Source organism: Kitasatospora herbaricolor, from assembly GCF_030813695.1.
Classification (GTDB): Bacteria; Actinomycetota; Actinomycetes; order Streptomycetales; family Streptomycetaceae; genus Kitasatospora; species Kitasatospora herbaricolor.
The window spans coordinates 407,322-433,604 of the sequence record NZ_JAUSVA010000002.1; the positions used below are offsets into that span (position 1 = coordinate 407,322).

Consider the following 26,283-nt stretch of genomic DNA (forward strand, 5'->3'; position numbering starts at 1 on the left):
GCAATCGCGTCGGGCCATGACAGCCGACGGGGCCGCCGTTCCCGGTTGCGTCTTCACCGCGGTCCGCGACATCCGCTCCGAACGTCCCGGGCCGACCAGACTCGAACGGAGCGGTAAACCGCGCCCGCCCACTTACGGCGGCACCGCCGAGTCCTACCTGCACTTCTCAGGCGCGACGACATCGACCTCGTCTCCGTCGCGACGTTCTGGGAATTGCACCACGCGCAGGGCAGAGCCGCCCTACTCGTCGGCAGGAACAGGGTCGTCGAGAGGCCGATCGCCACCGAACTCCCCAACTCTACGATCTCGTCGGAGCAGACCCGCCGGCTCGACCAGGCCGAGCAGGGCCGTCAGTAGTCCCGGGTCCACCTCGGGAGCGTACTTGCGCCCGCCGCCGGGCCGGCGCACCCGACCCCACGGCTCCGCCCCGGACTCCAGCCCGTCCACACCGGGAACGTGGTCTCGCTGGCGCGGGCCGCCCGGGCGACGGCCCGGATCCCGTCATGGCGCAGCAGCCGGGCCTCGGTTCCCATCAGCAAACACCGCTGCCACCCATCTAGGTGTGGACTGCGGATTCAGGTCAAAGGCGCCCCGCCTCGACGATGCGGCGCAGGAAGGCGCGGGTGCGCTCCTGCTGCGGATCGCCGAAGATCTGCTCCGGTGGGCCCTCCTCTAGCAGCACTCCCTGGTGCAGGAAGCACACCTTGTTCGACACCTCCCGGGCAAAACCCATCTCGTGTGTGGCCAGCAGCATGGTCATGCCTCCTTCGGCCAGCTCACGGACGATGGCCAGCACTTCGGCGACGAGTTCGGGGTCGAGGGCCGAGGTGATCTCGTCGAGCAGCAGGGCGCGGGGGCCAGTGGCCAGGGCGCGCACGATGGCCACCCGCTGCTGCTGTCCGCCGGAGAGCCTCTCAGGCATGCAATTGGTCTTGTCCCCAAGGCCGACTCGCTTGAGCAAGACACGGGCCTGTTCCTCTGCCTCGGGGCGCGGTACTCCGTACACCCGTGTCGGCGCGAGGGCGACATTGCGCAGCACGGTCATGTGCGGGAAGAGGTTGAAGTGCTGGAAGACCATGCCAACGTCGCGGCGCAGCCGGTCCGCGTCGGTGCCGCGGCCGGAGGTGACATCGCCGTCGACTCTGATCTCGCCACCGCTGATCTCCTCGAGGCCGTTGACGCACCGCAGGAGGGTGGACTTGCCGCTGCCGGAAGCGCCGATCAGCGTCACTACCTGGTGCCGTTCGACGTTCAGGTTGATGCCGCGCAGTACGGGAGTGTCCCCGTAATTCTTGTGGACCGTGTCGATCTCGATGAAGGCCATGTCAGGCTCCCTTGCCGCGGCGCTGCTCACGGATGACCAGGCGGTCGACCAATCGGGCCTGCGGGATGGTGATGAGGACGAAGAGCACGGCGACCACGGTCACCGAGGACAGGTTGAAGTGGTTGGACGCGAAGATCTTCGACTGGTTGAAAGCGTCGATGGTGCCGATGACATTTACCAGCGCGGTGTCCTTCTGCAGGCTGATGAAGTCGTTGAGCAGCGGCGGTACGACGCGTCGGACGGCCTGCGGCAGCACGACATGGCGCAGCGTCGCGCTTTGCGAGAGGCCGAGGGAGCGTGCCGCCGCGCTCTGGCCGGGCGCGATGGACTCGATGCCGGCCCGGAACACCTCGGCGACGTACGCGCTGTAGGTGAGGGTGAGCGCGAGGATCGCGAACCAGATCGGACTGAGCGAGCTGAGGAACGGTACCTCGGCGAGGGGCAGTCCGAAGCCGATCAGATAGATGATGATGATCGCCGGTACGGCACGGAAGGCATCGATGTACGTGGTGGCCAGCAGCCTTAGCGGGCGGCCGGCTCGGCCCGGCGCCATCCGGGCGAGGGCGAGGGCGAGTCCCCACAGGAGGATCAGGATCTGGGCGATGACGGCGATGAAGAGGTTGGTGCCGAAGGCTAGGGTGATGTCCGAGAAGCTGACTCCCATCACTTCGCCGTCGAAGAAGGTGCGCTGTACGGCCCGGTCGTTGGCGAACAGGAACCAGACCGACCCCAGCAGCACGAGTGCGGACAGACACCAGCCCAGTACGGTCCGGGCGTCCTCACGGGCCTCGGACGCAGCTCGCCGGGCGTCCGCTCGCCGGCCCCTGGACCAGGCTGCGGTGGCTGTACGGCCCGAACGCACCGCCCGTAGGGCCGGCCGTAGCAGGGTGAGCACGGCGGCGGTCACGACTGCGGCGCCTGTGGCCGCGGGTAGGCCGGAGCCGGGCAGGATGTCGCTCACGGACCAGGCGGTGGCGGCGGTCAGCGTCACGGTGGCGGCGACGGCCGCCACCGCGGCGGTCGCGAGTGGCAGGGCCGGCCGCGGTGGGGCGGCCGCCGTCGGCCTGTTGCCGTCGGTGACCGACGCAGTGGAGGCGTCTATCACTTCGCGCTCCACACCGGGACGGTCGACGGGTCTCCGCCGAAGGCCTCGGCCAAGTAGGTGGAGGAGAGCTTGTCGAGCGTGCCGTCCTGCTTCATCGAGTCGATGGCCCCGTCGAAGGCGGAGGCGTTCTTGCTGTCCTTGGGGTAGAGCGCTCCGTAGGACTCGCCGGTGTCGTACTGCCCGATGACCTGGAGCTTGCCCTTGGACTGCTGGGCTTGGCCGAGCACGATGGCGACGTCGGTGAGCGCGGCGTCGATCTGGTGTGCCTGGAGGGCTGCCTGGAGTTCGACATCACCCTTGAAGACCTTCGGTTGGTCCTTGGGGTGAAGGTGGTCCCGGACGAAGTCGGCGCCGGTTGTGCCCTGCTTCACTCCGAGTCGCAGGTCGGCGATGTTCGTGTCGGTGGCCTTGGAGTCCGACGGCACGAGGACGCCGATGTTGGAGGAGAAGTAGGGGGCTGAGAAGTCGACCACCTTGCGGCGGGCGTCGGTGATGGAGATCTCGGCGAGCGCGATGTCGAAGTCCTGGGCCTTGCCCGCGACGAGGGCGTCGAAGGACACGTTGCGCACTGTGAGCTTGGGCAGGCCGGCCCGGTAGGCGAGGTTGGCCGCCATGCAGTACTCGAAGCCGCCTGCGATCTGCGCCACGGTGTCGCCGTTCCACCAGCCGGGGCTGGGGAGGTCGCCGACCACGGTGAGGGTGTCCTTCTGGACGGTCGTGAGGTGGATCGAGCCACGGGTGCCGGTCACCTCGCACTTGCCGTAGACGCGGGATCCCTTGGAGTCGGTGGTGTGGGTGGTTGCGTCACCGATGCCGGCCACGGAGCTACCACACGCGGTGAGGGCCGCCAGCATCACGGTGGTGGCCACGGGAACGGCGAATGTCTGGATGTTGCGCATGGAGATCCTTGGAGAAGTGCCTGGGGGGTGGTGGTGCGTTATAGTGCCCAAAACGTTTTGGGCACGTCAAGGCCTTCGACTCCATTGAAGAAAAACGTTTTTGGCGCCCAGAGCTGGGAGGCTCGGTCTCCGGCGCTGGGCCGCACGGCGGATGACAGGAGGGGCGACCGACTCATGACCAGCGGGAAATCGATGCGGGCCGGAGCGACGGGTCGCCGGACCGGAATCCGCGACGTGGCGCAGGCCACCGGGCTGTCCATCACCACCGTGTCCCATGCCCTGCGAGGCAAGGGCCAGATCGCCGCGGCCACCCGCGAGCGAGTGCGTCGGGCCGCCGAAGAACTTGGCTACCGCCCCGACCCCGTCGCCCAGGGCCTGGTGACCGGACGCACCGGCATCCTCGGACTTGCCGTCGGCCACATGTCGAACCGCCCGTGGACCAGCACCTACCGCCCCTACTACGCGGCGTTCTCGGCCGGCGCCACCATGGCCGCGGTCGAGCGCGACTACGCGCTCGTCGTCGTACCGGGCGACCCGGCCTCCGGGCTATGGACCCGGGTCCCTCTGGACGGTCTGATCATCGTCGACCCGGTACGGGAGGACCCATTGCTCGCCGACTGCGCCCGCCGAGGGCTGCCGGTGGTCACCGACGGCCGCCCCATCGATCCGGAGTATGACGACGTACCCACTGTGGAGAGCGACTTGGAACGCGGAATGACCGAGGTTCTCGGCCATCTGCGCGACGCAGGCGCCACCCGAATCGGCCTGCTCTCAGGGCCGGAGCTCGACGCGTACACCCAGGACTCCGAGCGCCACTACCGAAGGTGGTGCGCCGCGGAGGGGCAACCGGCGGTCATCGAGATCCCGGCCGCCGCGGAGGACCCAGTGGAGGCGGCGCTACGGCTGCTGTCCCGCTCGGAGCGCCCGGACGCGGTGCACGGTCTCAACGAGACCTACGGCCAGGCCCTGCTGACCGCGGCACGCCAACTGGGTCTGGACATACCCGCCGACCTGATGATCAGCGTGATGCGCGAGAGCGACCGATCCGAGGACTCCGGACACTGGCACATGCCACTGACCGCACTCAGCCTGGATGCCCAACGCCTGGGCGCCGCGTCCGTCGCGATGCTGATCGACGTTCTCGGCGGGGATCCGCCGCGCAATGTGGTGGTGCCTTGCACCGTGATCGTCCGCGACTCCTCGCGCCGCCGCTGAGGGATGCCGGACCTGCGGGCCGACCTAAGGACATCCGGGCCGCTCCTTAGAGCTCGTAACACGATCACGGGGCAGCCTTCTTGAGGCGGCGCCAGCAGATCAGTGAGCAGGCCAGGGAGACGAGGCCGTTGTGAAGGTCGAGGCGTCGTTCCCAGCGGATGGCCAGTCGCTTGAACTGGTGGAGCAGGGCGAAGGTCTGCTCCACCACGTAGCGGAGCTTGCCAAGTCCCTTGATGTCGGGCTGCCCCTTGCGGGAGATGACCGGCAGGATCCCGCGTCTGCGCAGTTCGCGCCGGTTGGGGTTGCTGTCGTAGCCCTTGTCGCCGAGGAGGGCGTCGGGGCGCTTGCGGGGATGGCCGACCCGGCCGGCCACCGGCGGTACTCCGTCCACCAGGGCGAGGGTCTGGGTGACGTCGTTCACGTTGGCCGCGGTGGTGATCACGTGGAGCGGGGTGCCACCGCCGTCACAGATCAGGTGGTGTTTGCTGCCCGTCTTGCGGCGGTCGACCGGCGACGGGCCCGTCGCGGCTCCCCTTTTTTCGCGCGTACGTGGGAGGCGTCCACGCACGCGCGGCTCCAGTCCAGTTCGCCGGCCGCGTTGAGCTCGGCGAGCAGTATCCGGTGCAGCAGGTCGAAGACGCCGGCCTCCTGCCAGCGCTCCAGGCGCCGCCAGCATGTCTGGCCGGAGCCGAAGCCCAGCTCCAGGGGCAGCTGCTGCCACGGGATCCCGGTGTGGAGAACGAAGAGGATGCCCTGCAGGCAGAGCCGGTCCGACACGGGCTTCGGTCCCGGTGACCGCTCGGGCCAGGCCGGCAGGACCGGCTCGATCATCGCCCACAACTCGTCATCCACGGCCCACGGCTTGGTGCTCACGCCATCACGAACAGCTCAATCGTCGTACCGGTTACGGCCGACCTGCACCGATTCACAAGATCGTGTTACGAGCTCTTAAGACCGTGTCCTACTCGGGTGGCGCCGGCAACTCCCCCACCTGGAGCAGGACCGGCTCGGACGCGTGGCCCATCAGAGCCGGGGATGACTCGGCTCGGGCGCGTTGATCACAGCTTGGCCAAATCAAGATTGGTTTAATCCAATAGGCCTAGACCACACTGGCACGACGCTTGACGTACACCTTCGCCCTGCGCTTCACTCCTTACTCAAGCGAACGTCGCAGCCTCGCAAGCCACCACCCGTGGCCGATTACCTTCCCGGGTACGCCCTCGGAACCCGGCTCGTGCGAAGCCCGCCAATCCTGAACGAAAAACGCCGAGCCTTACCGGTCCTGGGGAAACGCCGGTGGGGCACACTACGCGATGCCAATATCGGCCGGCTTCCTCCGACCAAGCACCGGTTGGATCTCCGACCAGCCACCCGGCGTACCTCGGTTCACCTCCCCGAGCGCCGTGGCAGATCGCGGAGCCGGGGTGCACCCATGACACAGGATCGGGAACGTTACGTGGGCCGTACTTCTGCACGAGCCGATCTCGCCCGCTTAATACTAACGAACGCTTCGAAAGCAACAGATTGGACGTCAGATGTCTCCCCATCCAAGACGCCGCCTCGCAGTCGGTGTCGCTGCCACCCTCACCGCCGTCCTCACCGTCGTGGGTACGTCGATGGTGAGTCCTGTCGCAAGTGCCGTCGAAGCGCCGACACCCGGTCCGACGGCCACCGAGGAATTCGACGCAGCCCCCGCCATCGCCTCGCTCAAACGACTGCTACCGGCGGCGACCGTGGCGCAGTTCACCTTCGCGCCCCGGTCGGACGATAACTCCTTCACCGTCTCGGGCACCGCCGGGGCGATCACCGTGCAGGGCGCCAATCAACGCAACCTGCTCGCCGGCGTCGGCTGGTACCTGGAACACGTGGCCAAGGTCGACATCGGCTGGCCCGGGGACAGCCTCGCGAAGCTCCCCACGACACTCCCCGCCGTCGGCACCCCCACCACCGTATCCGCCGTCGTTCCGCATCGTTATGCGCTCAACGACACCGACGCGGGCTACTCCGGCCCCAACCGCACCTTCGCCGACTACCAGCACGAAATCGACCTGCTCGCCCTGCACGGCATCAACGAGGTCTTCGTGCAGACCGGAGCCGAGTACCCCTACTACGAGATGCTCCAGAACCGCGGCTACACGTCGCAGGAACTGCTGGACTGGATTCCCGGCCCTGCCCACCAGCCCTGGTGGCTCCTGCAGAACCTGACCGGCACCGGCGGGCCCGAATCCGCACAGCTGCTCCAGAACCGGGCGGACGAGGGCCGCGACATCTGCAACCTCCTGCGCTCGCTCGACATGACCCCGGTACTTCCGGGCTTCATCGGTACCGTGCCGGCCGACTTCGCCGGCAAGGAGCAGAACAAGGGCGCGAACGTCATCGACCAGGGTAAGTGGGACGGCAGCCCAAGGCCCGGCTGGCTTGACCCGAATGACCCGTTGTTCCCCACGGTAGCCGCTGACTACTACCGCATCCAGGCGCAGCAGTTCGGCAACTCCACCATGTACAAGATGGACATGCTGCACGAGGGCGGCCAGGCCGGGAACGTAGACGTGACGAAGGCTGCCGCGTCCGTACAGAGAGGGCTCTGGGCCGCACACAACGGCGCGACATGGGTGATTCTCGGCTGGGGCGACAATCCGACGACCCAGGTGCTGAACGGCATCGCCGACAAGGACAACAGCGCGCTGATCGTGGACGGGTACTCCGACCGCATGCGCGACTTCGACCGTGAGTCGGGCTGGCAGAACACACCCTACGCCTTCGGCACCATCCACAACTTCGGCGGCCACACCACGATCGGCGCGAACACCAACGTGTGGACGGCCTACTTCCACTCCCTGCTCACCAAGCCCAACAACAAGCTGCGGGGCATCGCCTACCTGCCGGAAGCCACGGGCGGCGACCCGGCGGCGTTCGAGCTGTTCACCAATCTGGCCTGGACCTCCACGCCGGCCGGCCAGACAGCCGCGGAGATCAAGCAGACCGACTGGTTCAGTGACTACGCCACCCGCCGCTACGGCGGCTACGACAGCCACGCCACGGCGGCCTGGCAGTGGCTGCGCCGCGGACCGTACGGCACGCCCACCGGTGTCGCAACGGACAAGGCCAATAGTTGGGACGAGCCGCAGGACAGCCTGTTCTCGGCCCGACCGGGCCTCACCGTGAAGAAGGCCGCTCCCTTCAGCCCAACGGACATGCGGTACAACGCCGCCACCGTGCAACGCGCGCTCGCCGAGCTCCTTCAGGTCGCACCCGCCCTGCAGAACAGCACGGCCTACCGCTACGACCTCGTCAACACGGCCCGGCAGGCACTCACGAACCGGAGCCGAGTGCTGCTCCCCCGGATCAACGACGCCTACCTGAAGAAGGACCTCGAAGCGTTCAAATCACTGACCGCCGAGTGGAACGACGACGAGAAGAAACTCGACGCCCTCCTCGCCAGTGACGAAAACTTCCTCCTCGGCCCCCTGCTCGCCCAAGCACGAGCGGCAGGGACCACTGAAGGGGAGAAGGACCGTCTCGAGGTCGAGCAGCGCTCCATCCTCACCACCTGGGGCAGCACCGCCCAGCAGGACGAAAAGCTCCACGACTACGGCAACCGCGAGTTGGCGGGACTGGTCTCCGAGGTACACGCCAAGCGCTGGTCGACGTACTTCAAGGGCCTGCAGGACGCGCTGCAGAACAACACCGGCACACCGCCGGACCCCAACTGGTTCACCTTCGACACCATGTGGACCACCAAGCCCTCCACCCTCACGGACCCCGTGGCGAAGGCAACCGAGAGGGCCAAGTACGCCGTGAAGGTCACCGGTGACCCGATCGACCTGGCCACCGCGATCAACAACTCGCTACCACCGGCCGGGCCCCTGGGCCCGATCACTGGCAAGGGCGGCAAGTGTGTGGACGTGGCCGGGGCGAATGCGCTCAACGGCACCGCCGTCCAGTTGTGGGACTGCAACGACAGCGGGGCCCAGATCTGGTCGCTGGACACGGACGGCAGCATCCGCGCCTACGGCAAGTGCATGGACGCGAAGGGCGGCCGCACCACGCAGGGAACCGTCGTCCAGCTCTACGAGTGCCAGAGTCCGCTGGTCCCTGCCCAGATCTGGACGAGCGGGCCGAACGGCTCTCTCATCAACCCCGTGTCGGGGCTGTGCCTGGACGCGACAAAGGGCTCTACCGCCAACGGCACGCGTCTCCAGCTCTGGGAGTGCAACAAGAGCACGGCTCAGAACTGGACCAAGCCGTCCTGAGGCCCCGCGCCCGCAGGCGTCGTCCGACCCCGGAGCTCCGGGACTTCACCGTCGGACGGCGCCTGCGGGCTCGCTCGTGCTCCTGGGCGGCAGGGCACGCCGTTTACGTCCAGGACGCGCTCGGCGGCCACCGCGACCGGACCCGGCAGCCTCACCCGGACCGGCCCCGCCCATAGCGGACCCGTCGCCCCCTCCACCCACCGGTTGACGACGAAAAGCACGACAACAGCGTCCTGACCGGTGCTCAGAACCCCAGTGATCCAGCAACGGGATCCCGGTCGGACGCTCGCATCAAAACGACCTTCGATACCCTGGTGGGCGGGGCCACGCAGATGGCCCGGACGAGGGGACGAGTGTTGTGGTGGTGGCCGAGGCGGCCCGCGGGCCGCACGTACTGCGCCGGATGAACGGCGCGGCCGTGCTGGCAGCGCTGCGGGCTGCCGGCACCGACCTGCGCCGGGTGTCAGAAATCGCAGTGACGACCGGTCTGTCGCGCCCGGCGGTAACCCGGGCGCTCTCCGATCTAACCGGGAGCGGACTCGTCGAAGAACTAGACAGCGAGGACGAGAGCACCCGCCAGGTAGGCCGCCCCGCCCGCATGTACCGGTTCCGGGCCCGTGCCGGACATGTCTGCGGCATCGACATAGGCCCGCACAAGGTCCTCGCCGTCGTCAGCGATCTCGCTGGCCGGCCCGCCGCCCTGCACCGCGAGAACGTGCCCGCAGGCACCCGCGGAACCGAACTCGTCACCCTCGCCCAGCAGACCGTACTGAAAACACTGCGCGCCGCCGGAGTGAAGACCTCCGACCTGTGGGCCACCTGCGTGGGTACTCCTGGCATCGTGGACCGAGAGCGGGGCGTGGTCATCCAGGCCCCCAGCATCCCCGGCTGGGCCGGCTTGTCGGTCGCACCGACCCTTCAAGCCTGGCTCGAGTGCCCCGTCTACCTCGACAACGACGTCACCCTCGCCGTCCTCGCGGAACGCGCGACGGGCATCGCGGACGACGACAACCTGGTCCTGGTGCACTGGGGAGAACGGATCGGCACCGGCATCGTCATCGACGGCAAGCCCTACCGCGGCTCGTCGGCGGCGGCCGGGGAACTCGGCTTCATCGACCTCTCCCCCGCCACGGAGCGCGAGCACCCTACCGACGGAGTGACGGGCCCGGCCGGCCTGGGCGCCTTCGAAGCACTCGTCGGCGCCGACGCGATCCGCACCCTCGGCCTGGCCGCCTACGGCCAGGCCGGCACCACCCCGCCTCGCGGCCTCGCCGACACCACCACCGGCCCTCAGCAACTCTTCGAAGCGGCCAGACGTGGTGACCCCGTCGCCCAGTCCGTGGTCGACCGGGTCGCCGCCGACTTCGCGCACGGCCTGAGCGTCCTGCTCCTCCTCCTGGACCCGGGACGCGTCATCATCGGCGGCGGCCTGTCCATCGCCGGCGAGAGCCTGCTCGCCCCAGTACGCCATCACCTCGCCCGCCACATCCTCCTGCCCGCCAACGTGGTCGCCTCCACCCTCGGTGACCGCGCCGTCGCCCAAGGCGCCACCCTTTTCGCCCTGGAGCAAGTCGAAGCGAGGATCTCCCCGCAGGTCCACGGTTCCTGAACCATCGCGCGCGACCCTCCCGACCCCGGTGCGGCACCGGGGTCGGGAGGGTCGACGGCCGCTGTCGAACGGCTACTTCGAGGAGGGAGGGGTGGGCAGCGGAGTGCCGTCCTTCGCGAGGAGGGACATGAGGACCAGGGAGTCGGTCCAGGCGAGCGGAGCCATGGCGGAGGGACTGCCGCCGCTAGTGACCTGCTCGGGGAGTTCACCGAGGGCATTGCGGTGTGCGAGGACCCAGTCGAGGACTCCATCGGCCCGGGCCGTCTGTCCGGTGCCGTACCAGGCAAGCGCAAAGAAGCTGGTGCTGGGGGTCCAGGTGGCGTCACCCCACGAGTGTTCGGGGCCATCGCCGGGGAGAAGGCCACCGTTGGACTTCCTGAGGGCCGTGTACGTGCTGTCGAGGGCGGGGGCGAGGTCGGCGGGGGCGGCGTTGAAGGGGGGCGCCATGAACGTGGCAGCGCTGTCGTGGCCGTACTTGGGGTCGGGGGAGCGCATGTAGCCGTTCGGGGCGAAGAATTTGGCGATGCCGTCCGACAGCTGCCGGGCGGCCGCGGTGTACCGGGTCGCGTCGTCGGAGCGCTGGAGCTGGGTGGCGAGTTCGGCGGCGGCGTTGAGTCCGGCGAGCAGCGGTGCAGCGGTACTGATGTTGGCGGTGGGGGCCGAAGCCAACTCCCAGTAGTCGGGCGAGGCAGGGGGCAGGCCGTTGGCGTCCAGGTGGGCGGCGGTGTAGTCGGCGGCCTTCTTGATCATCGGGTAGATGTCCGTCAGCCTGGCCATGCGGGTGTCCTGCGGGGCGGCCTGGTACCACTGATAGGCGGACCAGGGTACCCAGCCGTTGGCGTCAAGCTGCCAGTGCCTGCCGTCGCGCACCATGGAGGTGTCGAAGTTGTAACGTGCTTCCCAAGTACCGTACGAACTCTGGGTCGTGGCGTTGAACTTCAGGATCTGGTACGCCTCGACGTCGTGGCCAGTGGCGGCGAACGCGGCCGAGATGAAGCTGGAGTCGCGAGGCCAGGAGTACTCGTAATATCCGTTCCCCCAAGCGGCGGCAACCGCACCGTTGGGCTGGGTGAGCGCGCGCATCGAGAGCAGGGCACGCTCAGCCGCATCGCGCTGGGGCCCCGCGCCGAGAATCTTCCCGGAGTCGAGCCAAGCCTTCGATTCGGCGATCTGCGTGAGGGCACCGGGATCGTTGGCCGCTACACTGACCGCCGCAGTGGCGCCGGTGGGAAGGTAGCTCCACGTACCGTCCTGCCGGGCCAGGACGTTGCTGTGATCAACGTATCTACTGCCGGACGCCTGCGCGGTGGTGGTGCTGTTGCGGACCAGGCCTGTCGCGACGGCGTGGTAGCACTTCTCGGCCCAGGATCCGCATCGCTCGCTGTCACTGGGGTTGACGTAGAAAGCCAGACGGTACGTCTTCTCCTGGTTCCACCCCCCCTGCCTGCCGTAGTACGTCGCGTCGTAGTTCCAACTGCTGAGCGAGCCGAGTACCGGGGTGGTCACGCCCGACCAACTGATCGCCTGGTTGCTCGCGGCCTCGGCGAACAGGTAGTACTTCTGGCCGGGCACGATGGCGGCGTCCAGCGGGACCTCCAGCCAGCCCTGGTCCGCCAAGGTCGAGTCGATGGTGAGGGTCTTGGTGGCGATCGTTGTGGTGGCGTTCGCAGGGGCGGGGGTGGCGCCCGCTGGCACAGCACGGACGGAGACCGTTATCGCCCCGCTGCCGGCGGCGCTGCCGATGTAGAGGCTGACCCGATCGAGGTGGGAGTCGTTGGTGATGAACTCCTGGACGGCCGTGTTGTTCGGCCTCTTGACGCTGAACAGTGCGACGGAGTGGGATGCCTGTCCGTCGTAGGGGGCGACAGAAGCCGACGCGGAGGGCACGGTGGCCAGCAGGGCGGTCAGGATGGACATGGACAGAAGTGCGGATCTCACGCGCATCGGTGAGTTCCTTTCCTGGAGGTTGCAGCGGGGGGATCGGGGTGTCGAAGGTGCTGGTGCGACGGTTCGGCAAGCCTGACCTGGCCCGTCGGCCTGCGGGCACGGGGGTGGGCGCGGGGCCGGGCCCATGTGGAAACCCTCGTCCAGCCGCTCGACTGCAAGCCGTCGGCGGCCTTCGACCCGCCTGGTTCGGCTGTCCGGCGGCCGCATCGACGCATGCGCAACCACGAAGCACTCAAAGCGCTTTGATTGCATGAGGGAGAGGTGCGTCGCGACTTCCCCTGGACCGTGGGTGGCGTTTTTCGGAGGGGTTGGGCATCGGCGTTTGCGAAATTCAAGCTCAGTCGACCGGGCAAGTCAAGAGATCGCATAATGGTCCAGACCTATTGGTCTAGACCGGTTTGAGTGACCTCCTCCAATGGGGCCTCGACGGGTCGTCTCCCCACCGGAGTGAGTGATGCCCCTTCCCTCCTAGTCGAACGCCAACCGCAGGGTCTGCCTCCGACAAGGCGGCTATGTCCAGTTGGCATGGGGGCTTTAGTCAGGTATGCCACATTTTGCCTCCACCGGGAAGTTGGCGGCTGGAGCGGCCCTGACTAGCCTGAAGACATCGCACGGGGCTCCGCATGATCCGCTCTGACGTTCTGCATAGCGTCACTCCCGACCACTGAGCTCTTCCGCGACAGCAGATCGAACGTCATCGTCACCACCCTGGACAGCGTTCGAAGGACCCACGAGGGAACGATTCCACCTGTCCTCCACGCATGTTCCGGACTGGCGCCGGCCAGCTGGGGTGCTACGTCGGGCGGATGTGCGGAGAAGCGAATCGGGGCACCGGGACACCACTGACACCGACCCTGCTGATACCAGAATGCCGGGGCAACGGCGTCACCTGCGGGCGCGTTCAAACACGGCCGGGATCGCCCCGAGATTCCCGGCCCTCACCGAAAACCGCTCAACCACCGGACCACCAGGCGTCGGTGACAAGGAAGGCATAATGCGCAAGCCACTGATAGGCATCAGTACCTACTGGCTGGACTCAGTCGTCTGGAATGATTCCCGGGAATCTCCGGCCGCTTTCCTTCCCACCCACTACGTGCACATGCTGCAGGCAAGCGGCGGCACGGTCCTGATGCTTCCCCCCGATCAGCCGACCGTGGCGGAACACGTGGTCGCCCAACTCGACGGCCTCGTCATCGCTGGAGGACCCGATGTGGCGCCGGAACACTACGGCGCAGTGCGCGACTTGCGCACCGGACCGCCCTCGGTGGCGCGCGACAACTGGGAACTCGCTCTGATCAAAGCCGCCGTCGCCACGAGGGCTCCCCTGCTGGGGATCTGCCGGGGGATGCAGCTCCTGAACGTGTCCCTCGGCGGAACCCTGGTGCAGCACCTGGACGGTCACCTGACGCCCGGCATCTTCGGCGCACACCCTGTCAATCCGATACCGGGAACCCTGTACCACTCGTTGGTCCCCGAGAGGAGCACGGTCGCGACCTACCACCACCAGGCTGTCCACCAGCTGGGCGTGGGCCTGGTGCCGAGCGCCCTCGCCGACGACGGCACCATCGAAGCCATCGAGGCCGTGGGCACACAGTGGGTCCTCGGTGTGCAATGGCACCCCGAAATGGGATCCGACACCCGCGTCCTGGAAGGACTTGTCAAAGCGGCGAACCGACGCTGACGCGGGCCGGTCCAGCAATAACGGCGGGAGGGGCCGCTGCCTCGACGTCGACCCGGCACCCTAGTGGCCACAACCGCCCGAATCCCGTCGAGCCCCCGCGCGGCCGCCCCGGATCCGCCCTCACCACCGATTTCCCCCGCGGGAGAATCTCATGTCCATTCCCCTTCCCGCCGTCACACCTTGCCCCGAGCGCATTCTCACCCCTGCCAACGGGCCGGGCCTGCGCTGGCTCGCCGGTCTCCACAGTGATCCGGCCTCATGCCTGGACGCATGGGTAGCCAACCGCCTCGCCGCGATCCCCCTCGGCAAGTTCAACGTCCTGCGGGTCGGCGCGGAATGCGCGTTGCGTGTGCTCAACGCTCTTCGGACCGACGGCCTCGCACCCGTCCTCCACGACTCCGAAGCCGCCACCGTCGACTTCCTGACGGCACCCGGCACGGCCGTTCACATCCGTCCGGGCGTGGGCGAATTGTTGCAGCACGGCGTCATAGGATGCCCGGCGCCCGGGCGCTGTGTCGCCAGGCCCGCGCCCACGCATGTCTCCCCGGAGCGGGTAGGCGGAGCGAGGGCCGTGAGCTGGCTGGTCGAGCCCGATGCCTCCGGTGCGCTCTGGGACCTCGCGAGGATCGTACGAGTCATCTACTCGCTCCAGGCAGGAAGCGAAGATTCGAGGTACGGCGCGCAGTCGTGGAGGAGAACGCGGCAACCACGGCAGCCGCTCAGCGATTTCTTCGATGCCGCCCGCGCTGTCGCGAGCAGCCGGGACTTGCGGTGAACTCCGTGGGCGCGTGTCGCCGAGCGCCCACCGAGCACTGACTCCTCGTCCCACCTCGGACGAGGAGCGATGGTCCGGCAGTTCCACCCTCCGGGAGCGAACCGGATCATCGCGATGGACCGCGGTCAACGAGCCCGGTCCGTCAACGGCGTACTCGGTGGGGCGGAAGACCTCAACCGGGCGCGCCAGGGGGACGCCGTCCCACCCTGACGGGGCGGCGTGCGGGGCCCGGTCTTACTCAGGCCGGGCCCCGTCTCCCTGCCCGCGAACGTTCCAAGGGTTATCAGCAGCCGCCCTTTCGGTACGTCCGTCCTTCGACGTGTTCGGCGTGCAGGCACAGGCAACGGGAAAGGGGACGTCCAAGGCGACACCGGGCCGCTGCCCTACATTCCGTCGGAGTGGCGGACCCCGGCCCTGGCACCTGCCATGGCCGGGGTCGGCTTGGCCTTCACTACCAATGAGTTCGACGTTGTCCGACGGGAATTCAGCGACCTGGAAATCCGGGCTCACGGGACAGCGACGGGTTGACTACGTCTACCGCACCCACACACGCCGGATGATCACCGACTTCGTCCTCACTGTCTACCACGCGGCCGCGGCAGGTCGTGGTGATCCGGAGTCTGCGCCAGTTCACTCACAACGGTGCTGCGAACTCGGAGGAGATCAGTTCCCCCGAGATGTAGCGGACGTCCAGCCAGGACGTCGAGATCATTACGTTCGACGAGCTGGAGCAGCTCATGCGGCCAGGGCTTTTGACCCGTCGCACGAACACGATCAGATATCGACGCGGGCTCGGCCGGGGGCACGGCGCCGGAGCGCCGCGTGTCCGCGCCGGCCCTGGGGGACACATGAGCGAGGGTGCGCGGGCGTGTCAGTATCCGTGGGTACGTTCGGCGGCCTGGCGGCCGAGGGCCGGGACGCGGCGGAGTTGGCGGGCGATCTCGCCGCCGGTGCTGACGCCGATGGCGAGGGCCAGGGCGATGGCGGCGGCTCTGCTGAGGTCTCCGAGGCCGTCGGCGGGGCGGCCCTGGATGAAGGCGAGGACGCCGGTGTAGGTGAGGGAGCCGGGCAGAAGTGGGCCGAGGGCGGCGCTGATGTGGGGCAGGGGCTGCAGTCGGCGTTGGCGGGAGGCGGTGTGGGCGAGCATGGCGCTGGTGGCGGCGGCGACGCCGGTGGCGGCGATCGGGCTCACGTCGGCCTGCCGGGTGAGGACGGCGAAGACGGTCCAGGCGACGGCGCCGTTGAGGGTGACGAACAACAGCGTGTAGCGGGGTGTTTGCAGGAGGATGGCGAGGGAGATCGTGAGCCCGGCTGCGGCGAGGAGTTGGAGGCCGGGGGCGGTGCTGCGTTCGAGGGGGTCCTCGGGGCGCAGGGTGGCGCCGAGGAGTTGGCCGATCGGCAGGACGGCGAGGACGCCGAGGATGACGCCGGTGATGAGGTAGAGCAGTTCGATGAGGCGGGCTGCGGCGGTGAGGTAGAAGCCGGTGAGGCCGTCCTGGACGGCGGCGACCAGGGCGCGGCCGGGCAGGAGGGCGAAGAGGCCGCCGGTGATGACCTGGGAGCCGCGCAGTCCGGCGCCGGCCAGTGCGAGGACGACGCCCGTCACGGAGGCGGGGGCGGCTGCGACGACGTACTGGTAGAACTCCGGGATGCCTCGGTTGTGGAAGAGGCCGGCGAGGCGGTCGCCGATGAAGGAGGCGACGAAGGCCGCGGTGAAGGTCAGGGCTGCTTTCGCGTCGGCGCGGCCGCCGACCAGAACGGTCGCGCTGGCGGCGAGGCTGCCGGCGACCAGGGAGGTGAGCCAGCCCGGGTAGGGGGCGGTGCGGCGGCGGATGGCGGCTAGGCGGCGGCGGGCCTGTTCCAGGTCGAGGCGGCCGTCTGCGACGTCGGCAACGAAGGTGTAGGTCGCTGACAGGCGGGTGTAGTTGGAGGCCCGGCGCCAGACCGTGCGGTCCAGGATCATCGCGCTTTCGTCCTGGGAGGGACGGTGGCTGATGGAGAGCATGGTGAAGGTGGCCTGCGGTTCGCAGTGGGCCAGCCCGAAGGTGTCGGCGATGGTGAGCATCGCCGCTTCGACGTCCTCGGTGCCCTGTCCGTCGGCGAGCAGGAGTTCGCCCACGTCGAGGGCAAGGCCCAGCACGTGGGCGGTGCGCCGCTGCGTGCTGGCCCGGTTCTCGGTGCCGGGGCTGGCGCGGCGGCGCAGCCGGTGCAGGTGCCGGTGGCGGCCTGCGGGTGTGTGCGGGCTGGGCATGGTCACAGGGAGGTGAGGATGTCGTTGACCATGCGGGTGCCGCCGCTGGCGAGCAGCATGACGGCGATGGCGGTGAGCAGGATGCCGGCGACCCGGTCCAGGAGGGCTGCGGTGTTCGGGGAGACGCGGCGTACGACGTGGCCGGCGAGGTAGAGGGTGATGCCGGTGACGGCGCCGTAGGCGAGGCCTGCGACGGTCATGGCGACGCCGGCCTTCCAGCCGGAGACGTCGGCGCGGTAGGCGACGAAGAACCCGAAGGTGGTGCCTCCGAAGGTCAGGGGGAAGGTGAGGGGGGTGAAGACGATGGAGCGCCATGGGGCCTTGGGGCTGCTGGTGGCAGGTTTGCCGTTCTCGGGCGGTGGTTTGGCGTTGGAGCCGGTCATCATGGGCACGGCGGCCAGGATCAGGGCGATGCCGCCGGTGGCGGAGAGCGCGGCGGTGCTGATGCCGAGCAGTTCCAGCAGCGGCTCGCCGACCCACAGGGCGAGCAGCATGAGGACCGTGACGTTGCGGAACAGGCCGAGGGCGAGCTTGCGCTGTTCCTTCGGGGTGTATCCCTCGACGAGAGGGAGGTAGGAGGAGAGGGCGGCGATCGGGCTGTAGAGGGCGAAGAGCGCCAGGAACAGCAACAGGGCGTGGCCCCAGTGGAACTCCGACACGGGGAACCTCCTCGGCTCGGGTCCGGCCGGTCAGTAGGTGACGGGGTCGCGGACGATGGGGCAGGTCATGCAGTGCCCGCCGCCGCGGCCGCGGCCGAGTTCGGCGCCGACGATGGTGATCACTTCGACGCCGGCCTTGCGGAGCAGGGTGTTGGTCTGGGTGTTGCGGTCGTAGGTGAAGACGACGCCGGGCTCGACGGCGACGGCGTTGTTGCCGCTGTCCCATTGCTGGCGCTCGGAGGCGTAGACGTCGCCTGCGGTTTCGATGATCCGCAGGCCGCCGGGGATGCCGAGGGCCTTGGCGACGACGTCGGTGAAGGGGGTGGTGCCCTCGTCGGTGACTTCGACGCCGGGGGCCTTGTCGCCGGGGCGCAGGGAGAAGGTGTGGACCCGGTTCATGATCGCGGGGTGTTGGGTGACGATGTCGCGGTCGGCGAAGGTGAACACGGTGTCGAGGTGCATGGCGGCGCGCAGGCGCGGCATGCCGGCGACGATCACGTGCTGGGCCGCGCCTTGGGCGAAGAGGGCGGCGGCGACCTGGGTGATCGCCTGGCGGGAGGTGCGCTCGCTCATGCCCATGAGGACGACGCCACCTCCGACGGGCATGATGTCGCCGCCCTCGAAGGTGGCCTGGCCCCAGTCCTGCTCGGGGTCGCCCCACCAGATGGTGGAGGTCTTGTAGTCGGGGTGGAAGGTGTAGATCGCCTTCATGAGCAGGGTTTCGTCGTGGCGGGCGGGCCAGTACAGCGGGTTGAGGGTGAGTCCGCCGTAGAGCCAGCAGGTGGTGTCCCGGGTGTAGAGGGTGTTGGGCAGTGGCGGCATGAGGTACTCGCGGGCGCCGGAGGCTTCCCGGGCGAGTGCCACGTAGTCGCTGCGGAAGTCCTCGGGGAGGTCGCTGGTGGCCAGGCCGCCGATCAGGTGCTCGGCCAGTTCGCGTGGCGCCAGTGACTGCAGGTAGCCGCGGGTGCCGTCGATCAGGCCGAGCCCGACCTCGTTGGCGGTGATCTTGCGGTCCAGCAGCCAGTCGCGGGCACCGGGCACGGCCATCGTCTGCGCGAGGAGGTCGTGCAGTTCGACCACGTCGACGCCGCGCAGGCGAAGCTTGTTGACGAAGTCGGCATGGTCGCGTTGGGCGTTCTCCACCCACATCACGTCGTCGAAGAGCAGGTCGTCGGAGTTGGTCGGGGTGAGCCGCCGGTGGGCCAGGCCCGGAGCGCACACCAGGACCTTGCGCAACCGGCCGACCTCGGAGTGCACGCCGTGACCGGTCTGCATGTCAGTGGTGTCGTTCATGACGATCCTCGGTTCTCGGGTGATGGGCAGTGACCCGCCGGACGGCGCCGGGGCGCGGTCCGGCGGGTCCGAACGGCGCCTCGGCCTGCCGGTGGTCTTCGGTCAGGGGGCGGCGAAGCGCAGGACCGCGGCGACGCCGTCGTCGGCGGTGCCGGCCGGGATCTCGGAGAAGCGGGCGCCGCCCATGGTCGCGGCGCGCAGCAGGAGCGGGGCGGCGAGCGCCTCCACGGCCGCGGCGTCCTCCAGGGCTTCCGGGGCGCTGGCGACGAGCAGGGGGTTGGCGTCCGTCGCCCACTTGCGGGGGTCGTCGGCCCGGTCGGCTGCCAGCAGCAGGGTCGCGACGCGCCCCTCCGCGAGGGCGGTGCTGACGGCCGGGATGCCGTGGACGGCCAGGTTCTGTGCCCGGGCGCTCTTGTACTCGGCGACGGCGGCCGCGTGGCTGCGGGATGAGGCGGCGTCCACGGCCTCGTCCACGGCGCTGCGCAGGACGGCGAGGGCGTCCTCGCCGCCGCGGCCGCCTGACACTTCGACCACCTCGGCGCCGGGGCGACGCTCGGCGAGCTGCTCGCGCAGGATCGCGGCGGCCTTCGGGTCCCCGCCGACGAGGACCAGGTCGGCTGCGACCGCCTCGCAGGCCTCGACGATCTGGGCGGCAGCGGCGGCGGCGTTCTCCGTCCACGCGTTCACCGACCGGCGGTGGTAGGAGGCCTGGTTCGGTCCCCCGGCGCGGACCCGGGTGATGTGCAGGGTGCTACCGCTGAAGGAGCGGCTGGTGGACGGGTCGAAGGCGCCGGCGGCGTAGGCGTCGATGTCGGCGCCCTCACGGTCGACGGCTACCATGACGTAGGGCAACTGGTGGTCGAGGTCCAGGACGGTCTCCAGTGGGTCGGCGAGCGGCTGCACGACGGCGCGGTTGCGGGCCGGGGGCCTGGAGAGAGTGAACGCAGCCAGCAGTCGGCCCTGGCAGGCGAAGAGCGACTCTCCCTGTGGTCCGACCACGTGCGGTGATCCCCCAACCGCGGAGTCCAGCGCTGCGAGAGTTGCTTCCTCGACCCCCTGTTCCTCCAGCTCGCGGCGCAGGGTTCGCCACACCACGGCCAGGCGGTGATCCGCGTGCTGGTCCTCGCGGCTGGTGTCCAGATGGAGCGATACCACTGGGCCGGCGACATCATAGAGCGGGCGAAGCAGTTCAAGATCCACGAGGTCCTCCAGAAATCCGGCGCAGTGGCGACAGTCATAATGACTGAAGATTCCTCCCCAAGACTTTTAGTCTGCTGTGTGACTTTTGCGTGTCGGCTCACGGCAGCCCCAAACGATCAATACCAGGATCACCAAGTGACCGCACGGCGGCCAATTGCACTGTTTGAGCATTGAACCGGGAAACGTGACGACCCTCGAGTGCTGGCGTGTGACCCGGTTGGACGACACCGAGCCAGCGAGACCTGCTCGCTGCGCCTCTGCCTTCCTTCAGGCGACGAACAGCACGGCTACGCGCTGCCGAGGCGCTTCGGGCGTGGCGAGGAGCGCAACGACGTACTGGGGTCGGCGCTTGAGGGGCGGGGCAGCGGGCCTGCGGTCTCCAGGGCCTGTGGCATCGACATCTACCCGAGCGGCCCTTCCGGGTCGCTTGCCACCGCGATGACGAAGGCACCCGACCACGCGAGCTGCGCCCGGACGGTCCACGGCCCGCGGCGCATGGCCACATCGCCCAGTCTCGGTCCGACCGCGAACTCGGACGCGAGCGCCTTCGCGACCTGCTGGACCTCTTGGTCCGGCGGATCCACGCGAAAGATCGGGGCTGCGTTTCGAACCGATGCGGTTCGATCTCGTGTATCAGGCCCACGTTCGGCAGACCCTCGGGCTATCCAATTCTGGCATTGATGCAGGCTCCCGGGCGCCGCAATACTCCGTTCATGAGAAGCCTCCCCACAAGACTCCTCGGTGTGACGGTCTCCGGAGTTCTACTCGCGTGCCTCTCCGCCGCCGTTACCCCGACGCCCTCTCTGGCGGCCGACCCGCCCCCGCCCCCACCGAATGTCGTAGGGGGCCAGTCCGTCATCACGTACCCCCTCGCGGACGCCACGAATCTGACGGTGAACATCGCGACCAAGGTCACCGACAGCAACGGCAAGCCGTACACGGTCCAGCTCCGCATCAAGCGACCCAATACGTCGCACAAGGTCCCGACAATCATCGAGCCGAGCATCTACTACGGCCATTCCCTCGCTGGCCTCGCAAAGCATCCGTCCACACTGCTTCAGGACGGGACACCTGCGGAGCTTTCGGCGGCACCCGCCGCCGACCTCCCGGCCCCCCTAGCGGGCAATGCCTACGCGCCGGCCGATGTCTGGAACGGCAGCAACACGACCGCGGACAGTTACCTCGACAACTACTTCGTCCCCCGCGGATACGCTGTCGCCGAACTCGACGCGCTCGGCACCGCCCATTCGCAGGGCTGCATCGGAGTAGGAAGCGCGAACGAGCAGGCAGGCGTCGTCGCGGCCATCGACTGGCTGAACGGCCGCACGACGGGCGTCATCGACGGAACCCAGACGCCCGCCCTGGCATCGGACTGGTCCAACGGCAGGGCTGCTCTCCAGGGCATCTCCTACGAAGGCGCGCTGGCGATCGAGGGCGCAGCATCCCGGGTCGCCGGTCTGGACACCATCGTGGAGCAGGCCGGTATAGCCGACTGGTACACGTACATGCGCGCCAACGGCTCCGTCGTCGGCGCTGCTGCGACAGGCTACGCCGGGTGGGATGTCGACAATCTCGCCTCTGAGTACAACAACGGCCCAACCGCCTGCAACATCAGCGCGAGCATCTCGAGCGGCCTCGGGCGTGACAGTGGAGACCGCAACGCGTTCTGGAACGCGCGCAACTACATTTCGGATGTCACGAAGAGGCCCAACGCCAGTGTCTGGGTGATCCAAGGGATGCAGGACACCACGGTCCGACCGGACAACAGCACGACGTACTGGCAGGCTCTGCAGGACTGGGGTGTCCCGAGCAAACTCTGGATCACTCAGGACGAGCACGTAACGGCGTACCAAGACCGCCCGATCGAGTTCCTGACGCAGTTGCATAAGTGGTACGACTACTGGCTCCTCGACCTGCAGAACGGCAACGACATTATGGCCGCGGACACCAAGGTCACCGTCCAGAGCTCGGACCTGGTCACGTGGACGACCCAGAGTTCTTGGCCCACCCCCGTGGACCCGAACAATCCGGACGGCGCCAACGTCACACTCAGTGCTCATCTGACCGGAAATCCCACCCCCAGGACCCTGACCAGGGATTCCAACTGGGCTGCCAGTCGGGCCGATTCGATGACCATGGCAACCGGGACCGACGCCGCTGGCAAACCCCTGAACAACCACAACGACCTCACCAACAGCGACTACATGGAACTCAGCAACGCCACGCTGAAATACCTCACGCCTGGGCTGTTGAACTCGGTCACCCTCGAAGGCACCCCCAAGTTCTCCGTGGTGGCGAAGAGCGTGGGCGCCTCCCCCTATCTGGACGCGCTGCTGGTCGACTTCGGGGACCAAACGAACACCAGGGTATACAGCGACACATATGGGCCATCCCAGTGCACCGAGGACGTGGTACCCGAAGCCAAAGAGCCGAATCCCGACGTGCGGGTTCGAGCCGTCAGCAACACGGGTTGTGAGAACATGCGGAAGAGCGAGGAATTCACCCAGAACCTCTTCGGCCATCCCAACTATCGGGTAATTTCTCGCGGTTGGCTCGATATGCGCAACTACGGCGGTCAGCCCGGGAACGTCAACGAAAATGCGCAGCAGGTGGTCCCGGAGAACACCTACCGGGTGTACGTCTGGAACGGCGAGCCGATGGAGATCACCGTCGCTGCGGGCCACCAGATCGGCCTCATCCTGCTCCCTGGCGACAGCCGGAACCAGCCGCAGTACGTCGGCCCAAATGGTGACATGGCCACCACGCTGTCGATCGGAACAGAGACCAGCTCGGTGACGCTACCCGTGAAGACGGGTGCTGCCACGCTGGGCAAAGCGGTGAAGTGACTTCTGCTACGACCCCGGGACGGCTGTCCGGCGGACCACCCCGCCGGGCAGCCGTCCCCCGTTTCGGCGGGCAGGCGCCCGCCAAAGCCTGACGCATGGTTGTGATGACGCTTGGGCGGGGACATGGACAGAGGATAGGGGCGGGGCCTGACGCCGGGCCAAGCAAATTGGGAGCACCCCATCGGGGACATCACCGCAGCATGCAGGCCAACGCTGCGATACGGCCGGTCGGGCCCCGCGTTGCCGGCTGTCGTGAGGGCAGCGGAGAATGGCGGGACTGTTCCGAGATCACGGCGGTTCCATCGTGTCCGACCCTCGCCAGCCGGCAAATTCCCCCGACCACCACGGCCTGGAGGGCCACGGGGGGGCGACCGGCGGCAGGCCGTGGAGACTGCCTGCGCCGTGGTGGCCTTCTACAACTCCCGGATCCACGGCCTGCGCCGCGCACCGCAGACCGGCCCCGACACGGGCGAGGACATGCGGCGGATGCTGGAGGGCGGGCAGCAGGCGCTGGCCGACATGAAGCGCCTCGAAGACGGAGTGGACCCCGCCGAGACGGGGCGGACCGCCGACCGCTACGCCTCTGTGCTGAGGGAACTGATGGAGGGCCAGCAGTCCGCCGTCAGGGCCGGCACGGGTCCAGTCTGCGGCTGGTCCAGCTGGGCGGGCTGCATTCCTGGTGGCAGCAGCGGGCGTGCCAGCGCCGCGATCTGCTCCAGCTCGTCACGGTGGTGGGGCAGGGCCCGCAGCAGCGCGGCGTGCAGCGAAGCGAACTGCAGCGCCTGCGCCGTTCGGCAGCCAGCGCCAGGGCAGTACCGCCGCACCCGCGCTCCTGGCGCTACGGCGCCCGCCCGTCCCGGCCCACGACCACCACCTCGTCGACGGCCGGAGGCGACCCGGCCCCGTCCACCACCTCCGCCATCGCCTGGTAGCACCGGTCGTGGCCGGACGCCGAGGTGAACCGCGCCGGGTTGCCGAGCTGCTGCGCCTTGGCGTAGCGCAGGGCGGTGACCTGGCGACTGTCGGCGGCCCGTACGGCCAGCACCAGCAGCTGGACGCGGTCCCCGGCCTGGTGGAAGGCCTGGGCGCCAGTCAGGGACTCGGCGGAGCCGCCGGGGCGGTTCGATGACGACGTCGCCGCGCCGCTCACGCACATACGCCTCGGCCTGGGCGAACCAGGCCTTGCAGTCGGCGCGGATGGCAGCCCCGGCGCCACGGGCGTCGCCGCGCAACGGCCCGAAGTAGTCGGGGTGGAACACCTTGAACTCGTCGCCGACGAGAAGGATGGCACCGGGACGTATCGCGCGCTTCACCAGCAGGGCGCTCTCGCTCTTGCCCGCGCCGGGCTGGCCCATCACGTACACCACCACCGGCTGCTCCTGTGCGGTGATGCCGCCGAGGAGGGGCACGATGTCGAAGTCGAAGATCTCGCGGTGCTCATCGGCGGACAGCCGGGGGTGGTCGACACCCGGCGGCTTGGCCAGGGCCTGCGCTGTGCGGCGCAGCGGCTTGGCCAGGGCGAAGGCGCGCTCGGCGTCCCGGACCCACTGCCAGGCGCTGGTCGCCCGCGACCGGCCCCGCATGCACACCTGCTGCTCGGTGCGGGCCAGCTCCCGGCGGAAGCGGCCGGTCTCCTCGGCGCCCCAGGGACGGGCGTGCTCGGCGAGGGTGGCTGCGGCGGCGCCGGGCGGCCGCAGCCAGCCCTGGGCGGTCAGATGGTTGGCGTACAGCGGCTCCAGGGCTGCCGCACCGCGGACGACGGTGTCGACTTCGACGACCTTCACCCGGTGAGCGCCCTCCCTATTGGGGGGCAGCTGGCCGCCGAGGCCGCCGCCCTGGTGCGTACCGCCCTGACCGACGAACAGTGCAAGCAGCTCCACGACGGGCTGGAGCAGGCCATGGCCGATCCGTGGTCCTGGCCGGCGAGCGACAGCGACGACTTCATCCGGCAGATCGTCCTGTCCGACCTGATCGCCCACAAGTGATCCTGCCTGACCCGCTCGTACCTCACCTGTGGGTGATCACCCTCACCGTGCTGTAGTCCCGCGCAGAGCCGGCCGTCCGCTCCGCTGCGGCTCGCTCTGGCTTCCGCCCTGCCGGATCAGGGCGAACTCGTGGGGCCAGCGGGTCTCCCACGCGTTGATCACCGCCTCGTCGGTGTGCCGGAACAGGAGCTCCACCTCCCCGGGCCGGCCGTCGGCCGCCACCAGCTGCAGGCGGCACCTGGAAGCGCCGCTCTCGCGGCACTCATGCCCGCTCACCAGCAGCGGCAGGCCAGCTGCTGGATCCGCGAGTAGTGACGCCAGCCGGTCGTGGTCGGGCCGATGGCCGGGGATGAACTCCAGGTCGAACTTCCAGGAGTCCTCGATCGCGCCCGCCGTGGTCCAGCCGGTGACCAGCGCCGGGACACCCGCCGCGGTGAACAGCCCCACCCGGCGCAGCAGGCCGCTGCCGAGCCAGTGCGGTCGGGGACCCGCGGTGGCGGGGTCGAACCAGGTCAGGTGCCGCATCTCCTCGGCGGTCGCCGGCCCGGTGTTCCAGAGCGGGTGGTGGCCTTCGGCGCGGATCTCGGCTTCGAAGTCGGCGGTCAGGGTGCGCCACTGCTGGGCGGGGATGCCGCGCAGGACCACGCTGGCGGTGGAGCCGGCCAGGCGCAGGACGGGAGCACCGGTCGGATCGCGGTCGGTGCGCAGGCCGGGGATTCCGCTGACTTCGCCGTCGGGGCCGGCCGAGGGCAGGACGGTGCTGACAAACCAGCGCCGGTAGGCCGGTGCGGCGGCGAAGGAGATGTGCAGACCGTACGGAGTCGGGCTGACCCGCTCGAAGCCGAACGGGGCGACCATCGGCTCGACAGGCCAGGCACAACGGAGCATGATCCACCACTCCAGGGCCTCCTGAGCCGGGTCGGCCGGATGGGGGACCGTCGGCGCGCCGGGCCCCAGGGCAATGAGGTGGGCAACCGACAACTGGTACTGCTCACGGGTGAGGAGGGACCGGAGACCGGCAAGGCGGGTGAGCTTGGCCGGGGCCATGGCATGTCCCTTCGAAGCCGCCGGTCCGGCTCGTTGGGATCGTCGACCAGCTGGCGATCGGATGGGGTGGGCGATACCGGCGGCTCTGCGGATCCTTCCGCCGGGGGATGCGGGAGACCGGTTCCCGCTCGGCGCGGCCGCCATGGGGCCGAGGAGATCATCGTGCATTGGCTCGTACGATGCAACGACCACGG

The 26,283-nt window shown here is 68.7% G+C and carries 18 protein-coding genes and 2 pseudogenes; 6 read left to right on the forward strand and 14 right to left on the reverse strand.

Translation table 11 applies throughout. The features are described from left to right. Window positions 1-324: 324 nt before the first annotated feature. The 4 genes and pseudogenes from J2S46_RS02175 to J2S46_RS02190 all read right to left on the reverse strand — a co-directional run. Window positions 325-575 (reverse strand): annotated as a pseudogene (locus tag J2S46_RS02175) (ISAzo13 family transposase); the annotation flags it as partial. A 5-nt stretch (window positions 576-580) separates the two neighbouring features. Further along, entirely contained in the window at window positions 581-1,324 is a 744-nt protein-coding gene (locus J2S46_RS02180; RefSeq protein WP_191293225.1) for an amino acid ABC transporter ATP-binding protein, read from the reverse strand. 1 nt (window position 1,325) lies between these two features. Beyond that, a complete protein-coding gene (locus J2S46_RS02185) occupies window positions 1,326-2,441 on the reverse strand; it encodes an amino acid ABC transporter permease (RefSeq protein WP_229913222.1) in 1,116 nt (371 codons plus the stop codon). Continuing rightward, window positions 2,426-3,328, reverse strand: coding sequence for an ABC transporter substrate-binding protein (locus tag J2S46_RS02190; RefSeq protein ID WP_191293224.1), 903 nt, complete (start codon window positions 3,326-3,328; stop codon window positions 2,426-2,428). Before J2S46_RS02190 ends, J2S46_RS02185 begins: the two co-directional genes overlap by 16 nt. A gap of 234 nt (window positions 3,329-3,562) precedes the next feature. On the opposite strand from J2S46_RS02190, the gene J2S46_RS02195 reads away from it, so the two are divergent. Beyond that, complete coding sequence (locus tag J2S46_RS02195) at window positions 3,563-4,543, forward strand: LacI family DNA-binding transcriptional regulator (RefSeq protein ID WP_307348410.1); 981 nt, start codon at window positions 3,563-3,565, stop codon at window positions 4,541-4,543. A gap of 64 nt (window positions 4,544-4,607) precedes the next feature. Here J2S46_RS02195 and J2S46_RS02200 read toward each other — a convergent pair. Continuing rightward, a protein-coding gene (locus tag J2S46_RS02200; protein ID WP_229913224.1) for an IS5 family transposase occupies window positions 4,608-5,374 on the reverse strand; the annotation gives its coding sequence in 2 pieces (ribosomal slippage) (window positions 4,608-5,083 and window positions 5,083-5,374; 768 coding nt in all). A 785-nt stretch (window positions 5,375-6,159) separates the two neighbouring features. Between J2S46_RS02200 and J2S46_RS02205 the strand changes: the two genes are divergently transcribed. Then, entirely contained in the window at window positions 6,160-8,796 is a 2,637-nt protein-coding gene (locus tag J2S46_RS02205; RefSeq protein ID WP_229913221.1) for an alpha-N-acetylglucosaminidase TIM-barrel domain-containing protein, read from the forward strand. Window positions 8,797-9,154: 358 nt separating this feature from the next. Beyond that, the gene (locus J2S46_RS02210) at window positions 9,155-10,405 is read left to right on the forward strand and encodes an ROK family transcriptional regulator (protein WP_191293221.1); all 1,251 of its coding nucleotides are present in this window, start codon (window positions 9,155-9,157) and stop codon (window positions 10,403-10,405) included. A 72-nt stretch (window positions 10,406-10,477) separates the two neighbouring features. Here J2S46_RS02210 and J2S46_RS02215 read toward each other — a convergent pair whose 3' ends face one another. Continuing rightward, window positions 10,478-12,343, reverse strand: coding sequence for a glycoside hydrolase family 15 protein (locus J2S46_RS02215; protein ID WP_191293220.1), 1,866 nt, complete (start codon window positions 12,341-12,343; stop codon window positions 10,478-10,480). A 1,003-nt stretch (window positions 12,344-13,346) separates the two neighbouring features. Between J2S46_RS02215 and J2S46_RS02220 the strand changes: the two genes are divergently transcribed. Continuing rightward, window positions 13,347-14,033 carry a gamma-glutamyl-gamma-aminobutyrate hydrolase family protein gene (locus J2S46_RS02220; protein WP_370882158.1) on the forward strand — a complete coding sequence of 229 codons (687 nt, stop codon included), beginning with the start codon at window positions 13,347-13,349 and terminating at the stop codon, window positions 14,031-14,033. A 151-nt stretch (window positions 14,034-14,184) separates the two neighbouring features. Continuing rightward, entirely contained in the window at window positions 14,185-14,808 is a 624-nt protein-coding gene (locus tag J2S46_RS02225; protein WP_191293219.1) for a hypothetical protein, read from the forward strand. An 871-nt stretch (window positions 14,809-15,679) separates the two neighbouring features. Here the strand turns inward: J2S46_RS02225 and J2S46_RS02230 are convergent. The 4 genes from J2S46_RS02230 to J2S46_RS02245 all read right to left on the reverse strand — a co-directional run bounded on the left by J2S46_RS02230 (window position 15,680) and on the right by J2S46_RS02245 (window position 20,166). Next, window positions 15,680-17,059, reverse strand: a complete 1,380-nt coding sequence (locus tag J2S46_RS02230; protein ID WP_191293218.1) for a threonine/serine exporter family protein — start codon at window positions 17,057-17,059, stop codon at window positions 15,680-15,682. Window positions 17,060-17,061: 2 nt separating this feature from the next. Continuing rightward, window positions 17,062-17,718, reverse strand: a complete 657-nt coding sequence (locus J2S46_RS02235; protein ID WP_191293217.1) for a MarC family protein — start codon at window positions 17,716-17,718, stop codon at window positions 17,062-17,064. 30 nt (window positions 17,719-17,748) lie between these two features. After that, window positions 17,749-19,011 carry an arginine deiminase gene (locus J2S46_RS02240; protein ID WP_191293216.1) on the reverse strand — a complete coding sequence of 421 codons (1,263 nt, stop codon included), beginning with the start codon at window positions 19,009-19,011 and terminating at the stop codon, window positions 17,749-17,751. Window positions 19,012-19,113: 102 nt separating this feature from the next. Next, window positions 19,114-20,166, reverse strand: coding sequence for a baeRF2 domain-containing protein (locus J2S46_RS02245; protein WP_229913220.1), 1,053 nt, complete (start codon window positions 20,164-20,166; stop codon window positions 19,114-19,116). A gap of 938 nt (window positions 20,167-21,104) precedes the next feature. Between J2S46_RS02245 and J2S46_RS02250 the strand changes: the two genes are divergently transcribed. Continuing rightward, complete coding sequence (locus J2S46_RS02250; RefSeq protein ID WP_191293213.1) at window positions 21,105-23,057, forward strand: CocE/NonD family hydrolase; 1,953 nt, start codon at window positions 21,105-21,107, stop codon at window positions 23,055-23,057. Window positions 23,058-23,632: 575 nt separating this feature from the next. Here J2S46_RS02250 and J2S46_RS02255 read toward each other — a convergent pair. The 4 genes and pseudogenes from J2S46_RS02255 to J2S46_RS02270 form a co-directional block, all read right to left on the reverse strand. Continuing rightward, window positions 23,633-23,881: a hypothetical protein gene (locus J2S46_RS02255; protein WP_307348421.1), complete on the reverse strand. Its 249-nt coding sequence runs from the start codon at window positions 23,879-23,881 to the stop codon at window positions 23,633-23,635. A gap of 14 nt (window positions 23,882-23,895) precedes the next feature. Continuing rightward, window positions 23,896-24,207, reverse strand: coding sequence for a zeta toxin family protein (locus J2S46_RS02260; RefSeq protein WP_307348425.1), 312 nt, complete (start codon window positions 24,205-24,207; stop codon window positions 23,896-23,898). A gap of 31 nt (window positions 24,208-24,238) precedes the next feature. Next, window positions 24,239-24,640 (reverse strand): annotated as a pseudogene (locus J2S46_RS40760) (zeta toxin family protein); the annotation flags it as partial. Window positions 24,641-25,084: 444 nt separating this feature from the next. Further along, window positions 25,085-26,089 (reverse strand): hypothetical protein, encoded by a 1,005-nt coding sequence (locus J2S46_RS02270; RefSeq protein ID WP_191293210.1) that lies wholly within the window; start codon window positions 26,087-26,089, stop codon window positions 25,085-25,087. Window positions 26,090-26,283 lie beyond the last annotated feature (194 nt).